This window comes from Pseudomonas sp. MF6751, assembly GCF_016613265.1.
Lineage (GTDB): Bacteria > Pseudomonadota > Gammaproteobacteria > Pseudomonadales > Pseudomonadaceae > Aquipseudomonas > Aquipseudomonas fluorescens_BV.
The window spans coordinates 219,576-235,672 of sequence record NZ_JAENSV010000003.1 but is presented as its reverse complement, the minus strand read 5'-3'; the positions used below and the strand labels follow the sequence as shown (position 1 = coordinate 235,672).

Genomic DNA, 16,097 nt, shown 5'->3' with positions numbered 1-16,097 from the left:
TGGCGGGTTGTTTGCCACCAGTTCCATCGGAAGAAATTTTTTTAAAGATATCGCCTGCCTCTACCGCTATGTCCCTACACGTTTGTAAACAATATTTCTCGCATCGAGGCCCAGTCGATCCGAAAATCGCCTTCATCTGTTTCCAGTAGCAGCGATTGAGGTTTGACCTGGTCATCGGGGCGAAGCTTCCAAGGTGTAGAGCCCAGCTGGACCAAGGCTTGGGCTATCTGCTCATGTTCGAGCGGGTTGCAAACCAAGGTGGCCTTCATAGGTGGAATTTGCGTCGTTACCAACTGTTTGACCAATGCCGAAAGGCGCTTTGGGGGAGGCACTTCCTCCAACAGGCAGTGGAAGGCTCGGTTGGCGATGGATGTTGCGTAGTGTTCGAGGTTGTCACACATCGCCTTGCGTTGGCGCTCCCACGCACTGAGTTGCGCGTGGGCGCGTGACCAGAAGTCGAGGCGGGCCTGCTCAAGCATTTCTTCACGATGCTCAACCGCCTGGCGCAGCAGCTCTTCAGCTTGTGCCCGTGCGCTATCTAGCAACTGCGCGGACTGAAAGCAATCGGCGAGCATCTCCCGGGTAATCAGTACTTTTGGCTGCCCGGAAGCACCGTCGTGCAATTCGATTTTGCGTTGGGTCAACATAGACAATGCTCTGGTGTGTTGCCGTTAACGACGAGTTGTTTCACTGCCCGTTGCGTCGATACGCCAGACAATCGCCTGCCACAGCGTATTGAGCCGGCCATGCGCATCGTCAAGTGGCAGGTGTGTGGTTTCAAGTGCCTGCACCCGGTCAGGCGGCAAGCGCAGACGAAGACGTTGCCAGACAGCAGGCTCGACCCAGGCCCTCAGCAATTGCATTGGATCATCCTCCGGCTGCAACAGGGCGTCAGGGTGCAGCGCCTTGGCAAGGCGCTCACACCACTTGCGGTGTTCATCGCACAAGGGGCTGTCGAGGTTGGGATGGCACGTAAGCTCCAGCAGTGCTATCGCTAGATCGAACTGCTCCCGTGAAGCCAGGGCCAAACCAAGCACCGTTGCACAGGGAGGGGGAGGCAGACATGGCTCGATGCCCAACGCTGCGCACGCCAGCGCGGGTTGGCTGCGGCACAAGGCGGGTAATGCGTGGTAGGCGTGAGCGCTGGTCGCGTCCGGGTGCGAAAACTGCCACGGACTGGCCCACCATTGGGCCCAGGCCAGATGATCACTCATTCGCTAGAGGCGTTGGGGCGACAGGTTCCTGCCTTGATCGTTGGCTTCGTATGCGCCAGAACAGCGCTACGACGAGTGTCAGCATCGCGCCGATAACCAGAGAGCTCATAGCGGTACGCCAAAAACCGATGTCTTCCTCGGGGATCAGGAACGGACCGAAGTAGCTCAGGCGTTGTTGTTCCTGGTAAGCCGTTGCCGGTACAAAAACCACCGTGAGCTTCTGAGCGTTATCCAGTGCAGTGGTCATGCCAGGAATACTACTGGATACCATCCTGCGTACGCGCGCGCGGATGCTGTCGGGCTCCAGTCGTGGGTCATGTTTGATGAACACGGAGGCGGAGGCGGGTTGGACGGGCTCACCGGGAGCCACGCGTTCGGGCAGCACCACGTGCACACGAGCGACGATGACCCCATCGATGTTTGACAGGGTCGCCTCCAACTCCTGGGACAGGGCATAGATATACCGGGCACGCTCTTCCAGTGGCGTAGAGATGACGCCCTCCTTGCGGAAGGTGTCTCCCATCGTGGCACGGGCGACCTTGGGCAATCCGACCGCTTCCAGTGTGCGAACGGCGCGGCTGATATCGGCTGCATTGACACGCACCACGACGCCGTCCTTGGCAGGCACTTTTTGTGCGCGTATGTGTTTGTCAGCCAGTTCCGCGATGACCTCATTGGCATCCTGCTCGGAGAGTTGGCGATGCAGTTCGACACTTTCGCCGCAGCCGCCCAGCATCAGCGCCAGCGAGAAAACTAATCCGACGGATAGAAAACGAGTCATTTTTTCCTACTGCAGGTTGCTGATTTTTTCTAGGCATTGCGCGCCCTTGCCGACGCACTTCACCAGGGTTTGGGTCAGTAGAATGGAGTCTGAAAGATTGGGGGTGTAGTTGAGCCGATTTTTTTCTTTGAACTCATTGTTGAAGTCCTTGAGACCTCGACTCATACCACTTTTAGCCTTGTCCAAATACTGCAAAGCGTCGGTCAGTGCGTTCGAGGATGGCGTGGCGGTAACCCGTTGCATCGAGGGGGCCAATAACGCGCTGAAAAAGCTCGCATCTTCGCTGTGGTGCGTAGGTTGGGTAGGGGACCTGTGGGCTGTAAGGCCGTTTTGATATTCGCGTAATACGTCGACTTCTTCTATTTGCATATGGACCTCTAAGGGGAAACCCGCCCTTTGATGACCAAGGGCGGTGAAGCTATTTAACGCAGCGCGTCGTTGTTCTTTTTCTGCTCACTGATCCTGAACGCCTCATTGCTTTCTTTCATGGATTCGCGAAGCAGTTGCTTCCTTTCTGCCTTAAGGTCTGCGTTTTCGCCACCGGTGACCGGGGGGTGGTAGCTTTGCGGGTTGATGCCAGAAATACTCATAGTGATGCTCCGCTATCTAAGAAATGACATTTGAGCCTTGATGCGTAGTTGCAATAGTGTTGCTGCCGATAGGCACTAAATATATCAGGCTCATCCTTGTGTGGTTCAGGCTCGAATATGGTTCCCGCTTTTACTTAAAGGGTGTGTCTGAAGGTGTCTTGGGTGTCGGCTGAGCAGCGGGCTACTGTATATCTAGTTGTTTCATTCGGTAGTAAAGCGTTCTCTTTGCCATGCCCAACTCTACAGCCACCTCGTCCACACAGTAGGTATGACGCCGCAGCGACTCTTCAATCAGAGCTTTCTCGATTTGTTGCAGGCGTTCTTTCAGGTTGGTGGGTTGGTTTGTAGCGTTCGAGGGCGAGCTTGATAATGGCGCCAGACCCAGCACGAAACGTTTGGCAGTCGAGCGCAGTTCACGCACATTCCCCAGCCATGGATGGCACAGCAACTGTTGGACGAGCTCGCTGCAAGGGTTTGGGGCGAGACACTTATAGTGCTCGGCTTCCTCTTGAATCATATTCAGGAACAACGGGACGATTCGGTCACGGCGATTGCGCAGCGCAGGCAGATTGATATTTACGACGTTCAGGCGGAAATACAGGTCGCGCCTGAACTTTCCCTGCTCGACCATCTCATGCAGGGATTGTTGCGCAGAGGCGATGACTCGCATGTCCACCGGGATAAACCGGGTTGAGCCCAGGCGTTCGACGCCGCGTGACTCCAGCACACGTAGCAGTTTGGCCTGCATGGAAAGCGGCATGCTGTCGATTTCATCCAGATACAAGGTGCCCAGGTGTGCGGTTTCGATAAAACCCGCACGTGATTGCACTGCTCCTGTATAGGCGCCGCTGTTGACGCCGAACAGTTGGCTCTCTGCGAGGCTTTCCGGGATGGCGGCGCAGTTCACGGCGACAAAATGACCTCGTCGCCCCGACAAACGATGGATCCGTTGGGCCAGGGTATCCTTGCCAGTACCCGTCTCCCCCAATAACAAAATATCGATATCGAGCGCTGCAGTACTCTTGAGCGTACGTTCGATATCCAAGGTTTCAACAGAAGGGAAGTATGTCTCATTTGTTGTCTTGTAAGAGGCTGACATAGTCAGGGTGCTCCACTATCGCTATCGCTATCACTTCACTGTTGATAGAACGCTGTTGGCGTGCGGTCAGTAGAGCGCAAATAATCAAAAATGTCATCGTGCTTATTAGTATGAAAATACTGCGCGAGAGCGTGTCAAATATTAACTATGTCAGGGCGCTGTATTGTTCAAGTGCATTCTTGATGGTTGTTGAATGTTTAGTGTAGGAGAAGACTTAAGGCTTGAGGGATTCATCGTTTAAATCGATCAAGGGTTATGAGTGATTAAGTTTTCTATGTGTGGGGCTTTTAGTTGGGTGGCAGGTAGAAACAGGAGGCAATAAAAAACCGACGCAATGCGTCGGTTTTTTTGTATCGGGCAGAGGTTCAGCTAACGCTTACACGTTGAAACGGAAGTGCATCACATCGCCATCTTTGACAATGTAATCCTTACCTTCCAGGCGCCACTTACCGGCTTCCTTGGCACCGGCTTCACCCTTGAACTGGATGAAGTCGTTGTAAGCGATCACCTCAGCGCGGATAAAGCCTTTCTCAAAGTCGGTGTGGATCACGCCAGCCGCCTGTGGCGCGGTAGCACCGACCTTGACGGTCCAGGCGCGGACTTCTTCGACACCGGCGGTGAAGTAGGTCTGCAGGTTGAGCATTTCGTAGCCGGCGCGGATCACGCGGTTCAGGCCAGGCTCTTCCAGGCCCAGGGCTTCGAGGAACATGTCCTTTTCTTCGCCGTCATCGAGCTCGGCGATTTCCGCTTCGATCTTGTTGCACACCGGAACAACGATGGCGCCTTCTTCGTCGGCAATGGCCTTGACCACGTCGAGCAGCGGGTTGTTCTCGAAGCCGTCTTCGGCAACGTTGGCGATGTACATCACAGGCTTGGTGGTCAGCAGGTGGAAGCCCTTGATCACGGCCTTCTCATCGGCTCCCATATTCTTCATCAGGCTGCGCGCCGGTTTGCCTTCGGTAAAGTGCGCGATCAACTGCTCCAGCAGGCCCTTCTGGACCACTGCATCCTTGTCGCCGCCCTTGGCGTTACGCGCGACTTTCTGCAGTTGCTTTTCGCAGCTGTCGAGGTCGGCGAAGATCAGTTCCAGGTCGATGATCTCGATGTCGCGCTTGGGGTCTACGCTGTTGGAGACGTGAATCACGTTCTCGTCTTCAAAGCAGCGGACCACGTGGGCGATAGCATCGGTTTCGCGGATGTTGGCCAGGAACTTGTTGCCCAGGCCTTCACCTTTCGAGGCGCCGGCGACGAGGCCCGCGATGTCGACGAATTCCATGGTGGTCGGCAGGATGCGCTTGGGATTGACGATGGCCGCCAGTGCGTCAAGACGCGGGTCCGGCATCGGTACGATGCCGCTGTTGGGTTCGATGGTGCAGAAGGGGAAGTTCTCCGCCGCAATACCGGACTTGGTCAGGGCGTTGAACAGGGTGGACTTGCCGACGTTGGGCAGGCCGACGATGCCGCAATTGAATCCCATGGTGTTTCCCCTCGGATAAGAGTCAAGCCTTCTGGCTGTGCAGGTTTTTCATCGCACGGTTCCATTCACCGGCGAAGATATCCGGCAGCACGCCGAGGGCAAAGTCGATGCTGGCATCGAGTTTTTCCTGTTCGGCGCGTGGCGCACGACCCAGGACGAAATTTGAAACCATACTGGCAACGCCTGGGTGGCCAATGCCGAGCCGCAGACGGTAAAAATTATTCTGATTGCCCAACTGCGCGATGATGTCACGCAGGCCATTGTGCCCACCATGCCCGCCGCCGAGCTTGAGCTTGGCTACGCCGGGTGGCAGGTCCAGTTCGTCATGGGCCACCAGGATTTCTTCGGGTTTGATCCGGAAGAAGCCCGCAAGCGCCGCGACAGCCTGGCCGCTGCGGTTCATGTAGGTGGTGGGAATCAACAGACGAACATCCTGACCCTGATGCGAGAAGCGCCCGGTCAGGCCAAAATATTTGCGATCGGCCACCAGATTGATGCCTTGGGCGTGGGCGATACGCTCAACAAAAAGGGCCCCCGCGTTATGCCGGGTCTGTTCGTATTCGGCGCCTGGATTTCCCAGGCCAACGATCAGTTTAATGGCAGTCACGACAGGGGCCCTTCCTTTGGAGTTGTGGATAACATCGCCGTACCCAGGTGCGGCGAAAGTGGACGACACTACATCATTTACTCAAGAGTAAACGCCGCGTTATCGCCCGCTTTCTCGCTACGTTTCGGTCCGCGATGTTTCCTCAAGCTCCGGCAATACAGAGTGAATTACTCTGCAGCGCCTTCTTCAGCTTCTTCTGGAGCAACGCGTGGAGCGTGAACGTTGGCAACAGCTTTGTCATCACCGTGAGCCAGTGCAACAAACTCAACGCCTTTAGGGGCCTTGAGGTCGGACAGGTGAACGATGGCGCCGATTTCCAGAGCCGACAGGTCGACTTCGATGAACTCAGGCAGGTCTTTCGGCAGGCAGGTCACTTCGATTTCGTTCAGGACGTGAGAGATCTCGCCGCCTTTCTTGACCGGAGCTTCTTCACCCACAAAGTGCACAGGCACGATGGCGGTCAGTTTCTGGCCAGCTACAACGCGAACGAAGTCAGCGTGCATGATGAACTGCTTGGAAGGGTGACGCTGCATTGCTTTAACGATGACGTTCTGCTTGGCGCCGTCGACGTTCAGCTCGATAACGTGGCTGTAGGCAGCTTCGTTTTCGAACAGCTTGGCGATTTCCTTGGCCAGGATGGTCACGGATTCAGCAGGCTTGTTACCACCGTAGACAACGGCTGGGATGTTGGCGGCGTGACGCAGGCGGCGGCTCGCACCTTTCCCCAGGTCAGTACGCGCTTGGGCGTTCAGAGTAAATTCGTTCATGTTGTATCTCCAAAATAGCCATCATCGAGGGGCGTTTGCGACCAGCGCCGAACTCGATATGGGCAAAAAAGCCCCGCCCCAGCGGAATGCTGGGGCGGGGCGCTTTTCGTCAGTGAGGTGATCCGTTGGTTTGACCCTTAACGGAACATCGCGCTGATCGATTCTTCATTGCTGATGCGGCGAACCGCTTCGGCAACGACCGGTGCAATATCCAGTTGGCGGATACGTGCACAGGCTTGAGCTGCGGCGGACAACGGGATGGTGTTAGTCACCACCAGTTCGTCCAGCACGGAGTTCTCGATGTTCTCGATCGCTCGGCCCGACAGCACAGGGTGTGTGCAGTAGGCGAAGACTTTTGCTGCACCGTGCTCTTTCAAGGCTTTCGCCGCGTGGCACAGGGTGCCGGCGGTGTCGACCATGTCATCAACCAGAATACAGGTGCGCCCTTCGACATCACCGATGATATGCATCACTTCAGAGTGATTGGCTTTCTCACGGCGTTTGTCGATGATCCCGAGGTCCACGCCCAGGGATTTGGCAACAGCCCGTGCACGCACGACGCCACCAATGTCCGGGGACACGATCATCAGGTTTTCAAAGCGCTGGTCTTCGATGTCATCCACCAGGACGGGGGAGCCGTAGATGTTATCTACCGGAATATCGAAGAACCCCTGGATTTGGTCAGCGTGCAGGTCAACCGTGAGCACACGGTCGATACCTACCACGGTCAGCATGTCAGCAACGACTTTCGCGCTGATAGCTACACGTGCGGAGCGCGGACGGCGATCCTGACGGGCATAACCAAAGTAAGGGATTACAGCTGTGATTCGAGTCGCTGAGGAGCGGCGGAAGGCATCAGCCATCACGACGAGTTCCATCAGGTTATCGTTGGTCGGAGCGCAGGTCGGCTGAATAATGAAGACGTCTTTACCGCGGACATTTTCATTGATCTCGGCTGTAATTTCGCCGTCGGAGAATTTACCGACAGAGATGTCACCGAGAGGAATATGCAGCTGACGTACGACACGTCGAGCCAGATCGGGGTTGGCATTCCCCGTAAAGACCATCATCTTGGACACGCGCAGTACCTAGAGGCTGAGGGTAACCTGGATGAGTATTAGAAAATGGCAGGGGCGGCTGGATTCGAACCAACGCATGGCAGGATCAAAACCTGCTGCCTTACCGCTTGGCGACGCCCCTGTATCTGTTGCAACGAGTGCCTAACACTCGGTTCCTTTTAGAGCAGACTTTGCAGCTTGCGATGCAACATCGAAACGTTGCTTCCTTTTGCTACAAACCCTGTAAGGGTCTCTGTAAGAAGGGCCGAGACTTTATCAGCTTCAGCTTTGCTTGGGAAGCCCCCAAACACACAACTTCCAGTTCCGGTTAATTTTGCTTCGGTAAATTTACCTAACAAATTCAAAGCGTTACGTACCTCCGGATAACGCCTTGCTACAACCGGTAAGCAGTCATTTCGACTGTTTCCCTTGGGAACGGGGCGCACTTTAATGGGAGAAGAGTTACGTGTCAACAACGGATCTGAAAAAATTTCTGCTGTACTTACAGATACTTGCGGCACCAGCACGACATACCAAGGTTCTTCGGGCTCTACAGGGGTGAGTTTTTCCCCGACGCCTTCAGCAAATGCGGCGTGCCCCCGCACGAAAACCGGGACGTCGGCGCCCAGCGTGAGGCCCAGCGCAGCAAGGCGATCGTGGTCCCAGCCCAGTTGCCATAAGTGATTGAGGCCCAACAAAGTGGTCGCGGCATTTGAGCTGCCGCCACCGATACCACCGCCCATGGGCAGGATTTTGTCGATCCAGATATCAATGCCAAGTGGGCAGCCGGATTGTTCCTGAAGTTTTCTGGCCGCCCGCACAATCAGATTGCTGTCGTGGGGCACACCGTCGAATTCGGTGTGCAACTGAACCACGCCATCGTCACGCACGGCAAAGGTGAGCTCATCGCCGTAGTCGAGAAATTGAAACAGCGTCTGCAACTCGTGGTAGCCATCTTCACGGCGGCCAAGGATGTGCAGCATCAGGTTGAGCTTGGCCGGGGAGGGCAGGGTCAATTTTTGTACGGACACGTTATTGCCCCAGCTTGCGCGGTTGCCAGTCCTTGATCACCAGCGTGACATCAAGGTCGGTGCCATGCAGCTTGATACGTTCGGGCAGCCAATAACCGCTTTGCTCCACGTAGCTCAAATATTCGACCTGCCAGCCATCCTGCTCCAGGGTGGCGAGGCGGCTGTCGCCATTGAGGCTCAGACGGCTCTTGCTGTCAGGTGCCGGCAGACCGCGCACCCACCAGACCAGATGCGAGACGGGCAACTTCCAGCCAATCTGCTGCTCCAGCAGTTCTTCCGGGGAGGTTGCCTCGTAGCGGCCCTGATTGGCCACTTCCAGGCTCACTTGCCCTGGCCGGCCAGTCAGGCGGGCCGCGCCACGGCCCAGGGGGCCCGAGAGGCGAATGTCGTAATAGTCCTGGCGCTGCAGCCAGAACAGCGTGCCGCTGCCAGAGTCTTTCGGCGCACGCACCCCGACCTTGCCCTCGATCTGCCAGCCATCAATGCTGCTGAGCTGGTCCTTGTGTTGTTTCCATTGTGCCGGGTTGCCCTGGCCTTCAACGGATTCACGGCTGCCGATGCCCGCGCAACCGGCGAGCAGGGCGATGAAACTGAAAACGATAACGTGGCGCAAGAACATAAGCTTAAAGGGTCTCGGATCCGGTCAGGCGCTTGATGGTGCTGCGCAGGATGGGGCTGTCGGGTTGTTCCTTGAGGAATTTTTCCCAGATTTGTCGGGCTTCGCGCTGCTTGCCATTGGCCCAGAGCACTTCGCCCAGGTGTGCGGCAACTTCCTGGTCCGGGAAACGCTCCAGGGCCTGGCGCAGCAAGCGCTCGGCCTCGTCGAGGTTGCCCAGGCGGTAATTCACCCAGCCCAGACTGTCGAGCACGGCAGGGTCTTCCGGGTTGAGCGCATGGGCTTGTTCGATCAGCGCCTTGGCTTCGGCGTAGCGCGTGGTGCGGTCGGACAAGGTGTAGCCCAGGGCGTTAAGTGCCATGGCGTTGTCCGGGTCGCGCTTGATGATCAGGCGCAGGTCTTTTTCCAGCTGCGCCAGGTCATTGCGTTTTTCCGCCTGCATGGCGCGGGTGTACAGCAGGTTCAAATCGTCGGGGTATTGCTGCAACGCCTGTTGCAATAGTTTCCAGGCGCGTTCGCCCTGTTTGTTGGCCGATAAGGTCTCGGCCTGGATCAGGTACAGCTGGATGGCGTAGTCCGGTTCGGCATCGCGGGCCGCGGCCAGGCGTTTTTCCGCTTCGTCGGTGCGGCCGTTGCTCATCAGGATATCGGCCTGGCGCAATTGCGCTGGCAGATAATCATTGCCAGGGCCGACCTGGGCGTATTCAAGCAGGGCCGCCTGCGGGTCGTTGCGCTCTTCAGCGATGCGGCCCAGGTTCAGGTGCGCCGAGTCCACGTGGCTGTCACGTTCGATCAGCTCTTGCAGGTAGCCCTTGGCCTCGTCCCAGGCTTTGGCTTCCAGGCACACCAATGCCAGGGAATAACGCAGTTCGTCGTCGTCCGGGTATTGCTGGACCAGGTTGGCGAACTGCACTTTGGCGTCTTCCATACGGTCCTGCTCAACCAGCATACGTGCATAGGTCAGGAGCAGGCGCTTGTCGCCGGGGTATTTCTTGATGCTTTTTTCCAGCAGCGGAATCGCTTCCTTGCCGCGGTTAAGGCTTTGCAGCAGGCGTGCACGCAACAGGATGGGCGCGATTTCACCTTCTTCCGGCGGGTTCTGCTCCAGCAGCTTGAGCGCGGCGTCGGCTTCATCGTCCTGTTGCAGCAGCAGGGCCTTGCCGAAAATCAACTGGCTGTTCTTCGGGTGCTTTTGCAGCAGGCGATCGAAACTCTTCATCAGGCCGTTGCGCGTGTCCTGGTCGGTGTCGGCGGCCGACAGCGCAAGAAAGTCAAAATGTGTGTCGCCTTTGCCCTGCAGGACCTTCTCCATATAAACCATGGAGTCGTCATAGCGCCCGGCACGCGCCAGTTGCACGGCTGCGGCGCGCTGGGCTTCCAGATCATCCGGGGCATTTTTGGCCCAGATCAGCGAGGTGTCCAGCGCTGCCTGGTCGGCGCCCAGGTATTCGGCGATGCGAAACGCTCGCTCGGAAATCCCGGGGTCCTGGGTGTTGATGGCCTGGGTCACGTAATTATCCAGCGCAATATCAAAGCGATTGCGCTGGCCGGCCAGTTCAGCGGTCAGCAGGCTGTAGATCGTTTCTTCACTGAACGAGGAATAAACCTTGGGTTTTTCAGGGGCGGGAGTGCTGTCTTCCACCGGCGACGTAGCGTCCGGCGACACGGGTGCCATGGCCTGGCAGCCGCTGAGGAAGACAAAAGCGAGGAGCAACGCGGAAGATCTATTCATATAGGAAGAGGACGACTAACCTGCGGTCGGATCATCATGACACAAGCCTTCGGCCAAACATAACCGGGGCACTCGGAATACGACTATTGCTGCTTTTTGCCTTTCCTTTGTGGGAGCGAGCTTGCTCGCGAAAAACCTGAGAGCGCCGCTGGGCGCCAGGCTTACCGCGTTATCGTTGACGATTTTCGCGAGCAAGCTCGCTCCTATAAAAGTGCATTGATAGGCATAAGGTATAGGGACAATAGACGACGGTGGTTGTTCTGAATCTTTCGAAGTAGGACAATTGTCGGCTTCCCGACATCATCAGCGATATTGAATGGCCTTCCTCGCACTCGGTATTAACCACAAGACTGCCTCCGTAGACGTGCGCGAGCGCGTGGCGTTTACGCCAGAGCAGTTGGTTGAGGCCTTGCAGCAGCTCTGCCGGCTCACCGACAGCCGCGAAGCTGCGATCCTTTCGACCTGCAATCGCAGCGAGCTCTATATAGAGCAGGAACATCTCTCGGCGGATGTGGTGCTGCGCTGGCTGGCCGATTATCACCATTTGAGCCTCGATGACCTGCGTGCCAGCGCTTATGTGCATGAAGAGGATGCGGCAGTTCGTCACATGATGCGCGTGGCGGCCGGTCTCGACTCGCTGGTGTTGGGTGAACCGCAGATTCTCGGCCAGATGAAGTCTGCCTACGCCGTGGCGCGTGAGGCCGGCACCGTCGGCCCATTGCTGGGCCGCCTGTTCCAGGCCACCTTTAATTCAGCCAAGCAAGTGCGTACCGATACGGCCATCGGCGAAAACCCGGTGTCCGTGGCCTTTGCCGCTGTGAGCCTGGCCAAGCAGATTTTCAGCGACTTGCAGCGCAGCCAGGCCCTGCTGATCGGCGCTGGTGAAACCATCACCCTGGTGGCCCGTCACCTGCACGATCTTGGCGTGAAGCGCATCGTGGTCGCCAACCGCACCCTGGAGCGCGCCAGCATTCTGGCCGAGCAGTTCGGTGCCCATGCGGTGCTGCTGTCGGACATTCCCGCTGAACTGGTGCGCAGTGATATCGTCATCAGTTCCACCGCCAGCCAATTGCCGATTCTGGGCAAGGGCGCGGTCGAGAGCGCGTTGAAGCTGCGCAAGCACAAGCCGATCTTCATGGTAGATATCGCCGTTCCACGGGATATCGAACCCGAAGTCGGCGAGTTGGACGACGTTTACCTTTATAGCGTCGATGATCTGCATGAAGTGGTCGCTGAAAACCTCAAGAGCCGTCAGGGTGCCGCCCAGGCGGCCGAGGAAATGGTCAGCACCGGCGCCGAAGATTTCATGGTGCGCCTGCGTGAACTGGCGGCAGTGGATGTGCTCAAGGCGTATCGTCAGCAGGGTGAACGCCTGCGTGATGAAGAGTTGCTCAAGGCCCAGCGCATGCTGGCCAACGGCAGCGGCGCCGAGGAAGTGCTGATGCAATTGGCCCGTGGCCTGACCAACAAACTGCTTCACGCGCCTAGCGTCCAGTTGAAAAAGCTTACCGCCGAAGGCCGCCTCGATGCGCTGGCCATGGCTCAGGAACTCTTTGCCCTCGGTGAGGGCGCGTCAGACAGCTCTTCGGATAAAAAACCGCAATGAAAGCGTCACTGCTCAATAAACTGGACGTGCTCCAGGACCGTTTCGAAGAACTGACCGCCTTGCTCGGCGATGGCGAGGTCATTTCCGATCAAACCAAATTCCGTGCTTATTCCAAGGAATACGCCGAAGTTGAGCCCATTGTGGCCACTTATAAACACCTGCTGAAAGTCCAGGCCGACCTCGAAGGCGCTCAGGCCCTGCTCAAGGACAGCGACCCGGACATGCGCGAAATGGCCGTGGAAGAAGTCCGCGAAGCCAAGGAAAAACTCGCTGAGCTTGAGGGTGACCTGCAACGCATGCTGCTGCCCAAGGACCCTAACGACGGACGCAACGTTTTCCTCGAAATCCGCGCTGGTACCGGTGGCGACGAGGCGGCGATTTTTTCCGGTGACCTGTTCCGCATGTATTCGCGCTATGCCGAGCGTCGCGGCTGGCGCGTGGAGATCCTCTCCGAGAACGAGGGCGAGCACGGTGGCTATAAAGAAGTCATCGCCCGGGTTGAAGGCGACAACGTCTACGGCAAGCTGAAGTTCGAATCCGGTGCGCACCGCGTGCAACGGGTGCCTGCGACCGAATCCCAAGGCCGTATCCACACCTCGGCGTGCACCGTCGCGGTGTTGCCTGAGCCGGACGAACAGGAAGCCATCGAGATCAACCCGGCGGACTTGCGTGTCGACACTTACCGCTCATCCGGCGCGGGTGGCCAGCACGTTAACAAGACCGACTCGGCGATCCGTATCACACACTTGCCGTCGGGCATTGTGGTGGAGTGCCAGGAAGAACGTTCCCAGCACAAGAACCGTGCGCGGGCCATGTCCTGGTTGTCGGCCAAGTTGAACGACCAGCAGACTAGTGCCGCGGCCAACGCAATTGCCAGCGAACGCAAGCTGCTGGTGGGCTCCGGCGACCGCTCCGAGCGTATCCGCACCTACAACTTTGCCCAGGGCCGGGTTACCGACCATCGGGTCAACCTCACCCTGTACTCCCTCGACGAGATTCTCGCCGGTGGCGTGGATGCGGTGATCGAGCCGTTGCTCGCCGAATACCAGGCCGATCAACTGGCGGCGATAGGTGACTAAATGACCATCATTGCCAGCCTGCTGCGCGCCGCTGACCTGCCCGACTCGCCGACGGCGCGCCTGGACGTGGAGTTGCTGCTGGCCGCTGCCCTGGGCAAATCGCGCAGCTATCTGCATACCTGGCCGGAAAAGATCGTCAGCAGCGAAGACGCCCTGACCTTTTCCGGCTACCTGCAGCGCCGCCGCAGCGGCGAGCCGGTGGCCTATATCCTCGGCCAGCAAGGCTTCTGGAAACTCGACCTGGAAGTCGCACCGCACACTTTGATCCCGCGCCCGGAAACTGAATTGCTGGTGGAAGCTGCCCTGGAATTGCTGCCCGCCACGCCGGCCCAGGTCCTGGACCTGGGCACCGGTAGCGGCGCCATCGCCTTGGCCTTGGCCAGCGAACGCCCGGCCTGGCAGGTCACGGCGGTCGACCGTGTGCTGGAGGCCGTGGCCCTGGCCGAGCGCAATCGTCAACGCCTGCACCTCACTAACGCCACGGTGCTCAACAGCCACTGGTTCAGCGCCCTGCAAGGCCAGCGCTTCGACCTGATCATCAGCAACCCGCCCTATATTGCCGACAATGACCCGCACCTGGTGGCCGGCGATGTGCGCTTCGAACCGGCCAGTGCGCTGGTGGCGGGGCACGATGGCCTGAACGACTTGCGCCTGATCATTGCAGAGTCTCCTGACCACCTGAACGACGGAGGCTGGCTGTTGCTTGAGCACGGTTACGACCAGGCCCAGGCCGTGCGCGATTTGTTACTCAACCAAGGCTTTGACGGCGTACACAGCCGCATCGACCTCGGCGGTCACGAACGCATCACCTTGGGGCGCCGCCCGTGCTGACCGATCAGGAGCTGTTGCGCTATAGCCGACAGATTCTGTTGCAGCATGTCGACATCGATGGCCAATTACGCCTGAAACAGAGCCGCGCGTTGATCGTCGGCCTGGGTGGCCTGGGCGCTCCGGTGGCGCTTTACCTGGCCGCTGCTGGGGTGGGCGAACTGCACCTGGCGGATTTCGATACGGTCGATTTGACCAACCTGCAACGCCAGATCATCCATGACACCGACAGCGTGGGGCAGACCAAGGTCGATTCGGCCATGGGGCGCCTGAGGGCGATCAACCCTGAGGTCACCCTGGTCGCCCATCGTGCTGCGCTGGATGCCGACTCGCTGGCCGCTGCGGTCAACGCAGTGGACCTGGTGCTCGATTGCAGCGACAACTTCTCTACCCGAGAGGCGGTCAACGTAGCCTGCGTCGCCGCCGGCAAACCGCTGGTCAGTGGCGCGGCCATTCGCCTTGAGGGGCAATTGTCGGTATTCGACCCCCGCCGCGCTGACAGCCCCTGTTACCACTGTTTGTACGGGCACGGCAGCGACACTGAACTGACCTGCAGCGAAGCCGGCGTTGTCGGGCCGTTGGTGGGGGTGGTTGGCAGCCTGCAAGCGCTGGAAGCCTTGAAGCTGTTGGCCGGTTTTGGTGAGCCGTTGGTGGGGCGCCTGTTGTTGATCGATGCGCTGACCACGCGTTTTCGCGAGTTGCGCGTCAAGCGTGACCCAGGCTGCAGCGTCTGCGGGGCAAAGCATGGTTAAGGGCGCGCCTGTTGGTGTGTTCGATTCCGGCATCGGCGGCCTGACGGTGCTGGAAGAAATCCAGCAGTTGTTGCCCCACGAGTCACTGCTGTACGTGGCGGACTGCGGGCACATTCCCTATGGCGAGAAAACGCCCGCGTTCATTCTTGAGCGTTCTCGCTCGGTCGCTGAGTTTTTCCGCGAGCGGGGCGCCAAGGCCTTTGTGATTGCCTGCAACACGGCCACGGTCGCCGCGGTGGCCGATTTGCGCCAAGACTATCCCGACTGGCCGCTGGTAGGCATGGAGCCTGCGGTAAAACCTGCTGCCGCGGCCACGCGCAGTGGTGTGGTGGGTGTGCTCGCCACTACGGGCACACTGCAAAGCGCCAAGTTCGCCGCCTTGCTCGACCGTTTTGCCACCGATGTGCGGGTGATTACCCAGCCGTGCCCGGGCCTGGTGGAGCTGATTGAAGCCGGCGACCTCAACAGCCCCGTCTTGCACACGCTGCTGCAAGGCTATATTGAGCCGCTGCTCAGCGCCGGTTGCGACACCATCATCCTGGGTTGCACTCATTATCCCTTCCTCAAGCCACTCCTGGCGCAGATGCTGCCCCCCAGCATCATCCTCATTGATACCGGCGCCGCCGTGGCGCGCCAGCTCAAGCGCTTGCTGGGTGAGCGCGACCTGCTGGCCGTTGGCGAACCTGAACCTGCACAGTTCTGGACCAGCGGCGATCTGTGTCACCTAGGAAATATCCTACCGACACTTTGGAAACATCCTGGAGTTGTGCGAAGCTTTGGCTCGTGAAAATTTCGTGAAATCAGCCTGAAAAAAGCTGAACTTCTGGCTATGCGTCGGCTTCTATAGCCCGTTAGCCTGT

The 16,097-nt window shown here is 58.2% G+C and carries 18 protein-coding genes and 1 tRNA gene; 5 read left to right on the top strand and 14 right to left on the bottom strand.

Annotated features, from left to right (window positions below):
* Nucleotides 1-74: 74 nt before the first annotated feature.
* The 14 genes from sctL to JJD66_RS04500 all read right to left on the bottom strand — a co-directional run bounded on the left by sctL (nt 75) and on the right by JJD66_RS04500 (nt 10,972).
* Nucleotides 75-647 carry a type III secretion system stator protein SctL gene (gene sctL, locus JJD66_RS04565; RefSeq protein ID WP_034128089.1) on the bottom strand — a complete coding sequence of 191 codons (573 nt, stop codon included), beginning with the start codon at nt 645-647 and terminating at the stop codon, nt 75-77.
* 24 nt (nt 648-671) lie between these two features.
* Nucleotides 672-1,214 carry a type III secretion protein gene (locus tag JJD66_RS04560; RefSeq protein ID WP_200647652.1) on the bottom strand — a complete coding sequence of 181 codons (543 nt, stop codon included), beginning with the start codon at nt 1,212-1,214 and terminating at the stop codon, nt 672-674.
* A complete protein-coding gene (gene sctJ, locus JJD66_RS04555; RefSeq protein ID WP_200647651.1) occupies nt 1,207-1,995 on the bottom strand; it encodes a type III secretion system inner membrane ring lipoprotein SctJ in 789 nt (262 codons plus the stop codon). Before sctJ ends, JJD66_RS04560 begins: the two co-directional genes overlap by 8 nt.
* A gap of 6 nt (nt 1,996-2,001) precedes the next feature.
* Nucleotides 2,002-2,364, bottom strand: a complete 363-nt coding sequence (locus JJD66_RS04550) for a hypothetical protein (RefSeq protein ID WP_054897134.1) — start codon at nt 2,362-2,364, stop codon at nt 2,002-2,004.
* A gap of 53 nt (nt 2,365-2,417) precedes the next feature.
* Nucleotides 2,418-2,585 (bottom strand): hypothetical protein, encoded by a 168-nt coding sequence (locus JJD66_RS04545; protein ID WP_034128085.1) that lies wholly within the window; start codon nt 2,583-2,585, stop codon nt 2,418-2,420.
* 181 nt (nt 2,586-2,766) lie between these two features.
* Entirely contained in the window at nt 2,767-3,684 is a 918-nt protein-coding gene (locus JJD66_RS04540) for a sigma 54-interacting transcriptional regulator (protein ID WP_089041406.1), read from the bottom strand.
* Between the two features lie 376 nt (nt 3,685-4,060).
* Nucleotides 4,061-5,161: a redox-regulated ATPase YchF gene (gene ychF, locus JJD66_RS04535; RefSeq protein WP_014716830.1), complete on the bottom strand. Its 1,101-nt coding sequence runs from the start codon at nt 5,159-5,161 to the stop codon at nt 4,061-4,063.
* A gap of 22 nt (nt 5,162-5,183) precedes the next feature.
* Nucleotides 5,184-5,768 (bottom strand): aminoacyl-tRNA hydrolase, encoded by a 585-nt coding sequence (gene pth, locus JJD66_RS04530; RefSeq protein ID WP_003188350.1) that lies wholly within the window; start codon nt 5,766-5,768, stop codon nt 5,184-5,186.
* A gap of 167 nt (nt 5,769-5,935) precedes the next feature.
* Nucleotides 5,936-6,535 (bottom strand): 50S ribosomal protein L25/general stress protein Ctc, encoded by a 600-nt coding sequence (locus JJD66_RS04525; protein ID WP_003188351.1) that lies wholly within the window; start codon nt 6,533-6,535, stop codon nt 5,936-5,938.
* 137 nt (nt 6,536-6,672) lie between these two features.
* Nucleotides 6,673-7,614: a ribose-phosphate pyrophosphokinase gene (locus JJD66_RS04520; RefSeq protein WP_003171603.1), complete on the bottom strand. Its 942-nt coding sequence runs from the start codon at nt 7,612-7,614 to the stop codon at nt 6,673-6,675.
* Between the two features lie 46 nt (nt 7,615-7,660).
* Nucleotides 7,661-7,735: transfer RNA gene (locus JJD66_RS04515), tRNA-Gln, on the bottom strand.
* Nucleotides 7,736-7,772: 37 nt separating this feature from the next.
* Complete coding sequence (ispE, locus tag JJD66_RS04510) at nt 7,773-8,624, bottom strand: 4-(cytidine 5'-diphospho)-2-C-methyl-D-erythritol kinase (RefSeq protein ID WP_198715286.1); 852 nt, start codon at nt 8,622-8,624, stop codon at nt 7,773-7,775.
* Nucleotide 8,625: 1 nt separating this feature from the next.
* Complete coding sequence (lolB, locus tag JJD66_RS04505; RefSeq protein WP_032893661.1) at nt 8,626-9,243, bottom strand: lipoprotein insertase outer membrane protein LolB; 618 nt, start codon at nt 9,241-9,243, stop codon at nt 8,626-8,628.
* 4 nt (nt 9,244-9,247) lie between these two features.
* Nucleotides 9,248-10,972: a tetratricopeptide repeat protein gene (locus tag JJD66_RS04500; protein WP_200647650.1), complete on the bottom strand. Its 1,725-nt coding sequence runs from the start codon at nt 10,970-10,972 to the stop codon at nt 9,248-9,250.
* Nucleotides 10,973-11,288: 316 nt separating this feature from the next.
* Between JJD66_RS04500 and hemA the strand changes: the two genes are divergently transcribed.
* The 5 genes from hemA to murI are packed head-to-tail and all read left to right on the top strand — an operon-like array spanning nt 11,289 to nt 16,024.
* Nucleotides 11,289-12,578 carry a glutamyl-tRNA reductase gene (gene hemA, locus JJD66_RS04495; protein ID WP_003188356.1) on the top strand — a complete coding sequence of 430 codons (1,290 nt, stop codon included), beginning with the start codon at nt 11,289-11,291 and terminating at the stop codon, nt 12,576-12,578.
* On the top strand, nt 12,575-13,657 hold the full coding sequence (prfA, locus tag JJD66_RS04490) for a peptide chain release factor 1 (RefSeq protein WP_054896862.1): 1,083 nt from the start codon (nt 12,575-12,577) through the stop codon (nt 13,655-13,657). Before hemA ends, prfA begins: the two co-directional genes overlap by 4 nt.
* Nucleotides 13,658-14,488, top strand: coding sequence for a peptide chain release factor N(5)-glutamine methyltransferase (gene prmC, locus JJD66_RS04485; RefSeq protein ID WP_200647649.1), 831 nt, complete (start codon nt 13,658-13,660; stop codon nt 14,486-14,488).
* Nucleotides 14,482-15,237 carry a molybdopterin-synthase adenylyltransferase MoeB gene (locus JJD66_RS04480; protein ID WP_200647648.1) on the top strand — a complete coding sequence of 252 codons (756 nt, stop codon included), beginning with the start codon at nt 14,482-14,484 and terminating at the stop codon, nt 15,235-15,237. The genes prmC and JJD66_RS04480 overlap by 7 nt, the downstream gene beginning before the upstream one ends.
* Nucleotides 15,230-16,024: a glutamate racemase gene (gene murI / locus JJD66_RS04475; RefSeq protein WP_200647647.1), complete on the top strand. Its 795-nt coding sequence runs from the start codon at nt 15,230-15,232 to the stop codon at nt 16,022-16,024. Before JJD66_RS04480 ends, murI begins: the two co-directional genes overlap by 8 nt.
* The last annotated feature ends 73 nt before the right edge of the window (nt 16,025-16,097 follow it).